The sequence below is a fragment of the Okeania sp. SIO2F4 genome (assembly GCF_010672385.1).
Lineage (GTDB): Bacteria > Cyanobacteriota > Cyanobacteriia > Cyanobacteriales > Microcoleaceae > Trichodesmium.
Window position 1 is genome coordinate 1 of the sequence record NZ_JAAHGT010000874.1, and the last position, 4,132, is coordinate 4,132.

At 34.1% G+C, this 4,132-nt stretch carries 2 protein-coding genes; both read left to right on the top strand.

The window, feature by feature from the left end; genetic code table 11:
* Positions 1-445: 445 nt before the first annotated feature.
* On the top strand, positions 446-1,855 hold the full coding sequence (locus F6K22_RS34225; protein WP_293108679.1) for a hypothetical protein: 1,410 nt from the start codon (positions 446-448) through the stop codon (positions 1,853-1,855).
* 212 nt (positions 1,856-2,067) lie between these two features.
* Positions 2,068-3,468, top strand: a complete 1,401-nt coding sequence (locus tag F6K22_RS34230; protein ID WP_293108681.1) for a DUF1822 family protein — start codon at positions 2,068-2,070, stop codon at positions 3,466-3,468.
* The last annotated feature ends 664 nt before the right edge of the window (positions 3,469-4,132 follow it).

Genomic DNA, 4,132 nt, shown 5'->3' on the forward strand with positions numbered 1-4,132 from the left:
TCCTACCTCTTCTAAATTCCCCGTTCCTCCAGTCTCGAGTCTCAGTCTCGAGTCTCCTACAAAGAGCAAAAAGACTTTCCATAAGCAAACCCTAAGTAGTTGTGCTTTTAGGAATTTCCATTGTGAGATAGGAAACAGGGAACAGGGAACAGGAAATCTACAGGAAATCTACAGGATGTGTAATTAATCTTGCATAGGAACTCAGCAAATATTAAATACCTTAATATTAGACAGCTATCTCCATCATTTTTTTCTCGCTTTCGCTTTTTGTCTGTTATTTTTTGACTTTTGTTTTATGGAATATTGCATAACCTCCAGGAAGATATAAATATATGTAAATCAAAGGGATAATAACCCAGCATTAAACCCAAATTTTGAGGGAGAAAAATTATCATACAATTAACAATTAACCATGACTATTGTTTATTGAGCTGATTTATTCTTTATGGGTACTATATCTAAATACTGGAGACATATTAAAATTAACAGTTCTGGTTCTCGTCAAATCCTGGAAATTGCGGAGGCTAAAGAATTTTTTACCTCAAATTTTCCAGAATATTTAACAGTTAGTGAAGTTCCAGACCTTAAAATTCAAGGCCAACTTTTAGAATGGATGGGAGATAATTCAGATACCAATCTAGAGATAAATTATTTATTAGCAGAACGCTGTTTACTCTGTTTTATATCCTGGCAAATTGAAGGAGTTTGTCAACAATTAGCTGCTAATTTTGGTAAAAATTATGGCTTTAATAGCCGGGATTTATTCCCTTACGTTTTGACTGATGATGGCAGAATTTATAACAAAAGAAAACAAACTTCTGCTCCATCTTTTGCTCAAGAAATTCTCCAAAGTTTTGACCAAAATCAAGGTAGTTTAGCTACCTGGACAATTAGAAAAGTGAAACAGCATTCTGAGCTAAATAGTTTCTTACTAGAATGTGGAGTTTATTTAATTAGTGATTGGGCACTGCTGAATGATACACCTCCTAAACAACTAGAGAAAATTTTCTCAAGCTTTTATAATTTTACTCCTCTTGAAACTCAAGAAAGCCTAAATATTTTGTCAAGTTATCACGCTATTTATCGGGTGCAACGTCGTCAACAACGTCTGTCAAGCTCGGGGAAAAAATGTTTGCCACCAACTACGGAACAATTGGAACAAATTGCTCAATTAATAGAAACTAAAACTGGTAAAAATATTTCTCCAAAGGTGTTGATGACTAAACTACAAAATCTGGCTTCTCAATTACGAGAGTACCGAATTTATGTGAGAAGTGGTTCTCTACCTACAATCCCATTAGATACTTCTAAAAATCAATCTTTAGCTAATAAAATTTCCGTCTCTCAAGAGAAAGATACTATGGATGAAGAGAATGAATTTTTGACTAATTATAGACAACAATTTGTTCAGAGTTTAGATGCCGCTATAGCTGAAGTAACAAATATTTGGATCGAGTTACTCAAGGGCAAAAAATCGCCAAAAGCCGAACAATTTATCCAAGCATTACATCTATATCATTGTCAGGGAAAATCCATGACAGAAATTGCTAAAAATGTGGGATTAAAAGCGCAATATCAAGTAACTCGCTTACTGAAATTAAAATCATTTCGAGCTGATATTCGGCAAAAATTGTTAATTAGTTTGCGTCATAGTATCTTAGAACTCGCTAAAGATTACACAAATCCGCAAAGCTTAAAAACTCTAGATAAACAAATAGAAATCGCCCTAGATGAACAAGTTAATCAAGTATTTCAAGAAGCACAAGCAGAAGGTTATACATCTAGTCATCATTATACAGAAAGCTTATTTGCTAAAAGAGTTTGTAGCTATTTAGATTTAAAACCCCGCCCTTAAGGAAGTTAGAAGTCAGAAGTCAGAAGTCAGAAGTTGTTTTTGTCAGGAGGATTTCTGAAGTTAGAAGTCAGAAGTCAGAAGTCAGAAATTAAATTCTTACTTTCTTAAGTAGGATAAAACTAGAAAAAATATTTAACTGATAACTGATTAAAAGGCGGGGTAAAAGACCCAATTATTTTGAGAAAAAAACTGAGTATAGAGGAAAAACTACAATGAATAACAAATCAACTAATACCTTAGAATATCTCCTAGATTTTCAGCCTATTTCTACAGAATCTATACATCTATCATTAGACAAAATTGACCAAGCTATTCAAATCAGCAATCAAATTCCTAATGAATCTAGACAATGGCAAACATACTTGAATTCTTTGGCATTATTTGGATTTGAAGAATGGCTAGAACAACGAGGCACAGATTTAACGATTAGTTCAGATAATTCTTCTATTTTTAATCCAATTACCTCTAACTCAATTTCCGCAGTTTGTCATCTTAATATTAATCAGTTTCAAGTCTGTTTAATTACTACAGGTAGTTTTATAGATGACGAAATTAGTATACCTAGAGCAGTCCTAGACTTACCAGAATTCAATCATCATTTATATGTAGTGATGGAAGTACAAGAAGAACTAGAAAAAGTAGCGATCTATGGTTTTATTTCTTATGCAGATTTAATCCACCATAAAACACAGGTTAATCTACTCCCTGATGAGGAGTGGAATTATCAAATTCCCTTGAGTTGCTTTGATACAGAAATCGATAATTTATTACTCTATTTTCGTTGTTTAGATTTATCAGAAATTACCTTGCCAGAGATACAAAAAAATTCAGAAAATTTAGCCGCAGCTAAACCTGAACTAAAAAAATTATTGCCTCAGTTATCCACACAAAATTTATGGGAATTAATCGACTGGGAACAAGGCAAAACTCTCCTCACTAATTCTGAGTTATTAAAATGGATATATGATTGGCAATGGCAAAGATCGATAGAGTCAGAAAATATCCCAGAGAATTTACTAGAAGTTGCTGAAAGTCAAGAAAATTCACTAAATGATCTGAAAGAATACTTGCCAGATTTACTTAATATCTTAACTGAACCAACAATTAATGTAGGGCGGTGGCTAAGAAACGAATTAGATAATTTTGCCAATCAATTATCCTGGGTTTTATTACCAGAATTACCAGAATTATCTCCCATGCGAGGAACATATTCTCCCACAGAAGAAATTCAAGCGATTATCAGAGAGTTACCACAAAATGGCGCGGATATTCCTCCCCATGCTAGGGGTGCTTATCAAGATTTATTGTTAGGTGGAATCCCTTTAAGATTGTATGCTTTAACCTGGTCTTTAGTTTCAGGTTCAACACTAGAATGGATGTTATTGTTGGTATTAAGTGCCCCTATAGGAATGAGTTTACCAGAGGGGATAAAATTACGGGTTAGCGATACAACAGGAATTTTAGTTGAACAGAAATTAAATTATTATGAGGATGATTTTTATTTATTTGCTCATGTCGTGGGAGGTTGGAATGAGAAGTTTATTGCTACAGTTTTTTTAACACCAGAAATTCAAGAAACTTTACCTCCTTTCGGATTTTCTCCTGAGTATTAGGGTCAGCAAATATTTAGTTATTTATGTCTAGAGAAGTATGATTTGCGTTGTGAGAAAAATCTGGGAATTAGGGAATAAGGAATAGAAAAAATAGCAGCAGAAAAACAAGTGTACTTGGCTAACTTGATAAACCCGATTTTGAAATACTAAAATATTTCCTACATATCTATTCTAAGAGACTGAATGTATCAGTAATATCATTTCCGGATGAACAGTTATAAATAATTATGGAGTCCTCAGGAGTCAGGAGTCAGGAGGGATAAGTGGTGGAAAAAAGAATATATAGCGCTACTTGAATCGGGAATAGGGAATAGGGAATAGTAAACTGTCAAAGGATTTCAGGATTTAGAAATGTCCTAATCTTTGCTTCGACTGCTATATCAGGAAGAGAAGGAGGAGAAAGTTTTTTATCACTAATTCAGCGGACATGATATAAATCTAAAAAAGGGAATTAATTCAACAATTAACAATTGACAATCACCCCTTCTTAAAAAGAAGAGGATTGACTAAATTGACTTCAGACTCATTTCGTAAGGGTTTGGTGACCAAACCCCTACTCACCCTAGTGACGCGTCAAGCTTGAAAATGTCAGTTAAAAAACCTAACCTCCTAACCCCCTTCCCTACTAGCGTTGGGGGAGTATTTCTCCCCTCTCGGAGCAGGA

Bases quoted from the DNA above. Each gene is read 5' to 3' on its own strand.
- F6K22_RS34230 (WP_293108681.1), top strand. From the start codon at position 2,068: ATGAATAACAAATCAACTAATACCTTAGAATATCTCCTAGATTTTCAG.
- F6K22_RS34225 (WP_293108679.1), top strand. From the start codon at position 446: ATGGGTACTATATCTAAATACTGGAGACATATTAAAATTAACAGTTCT.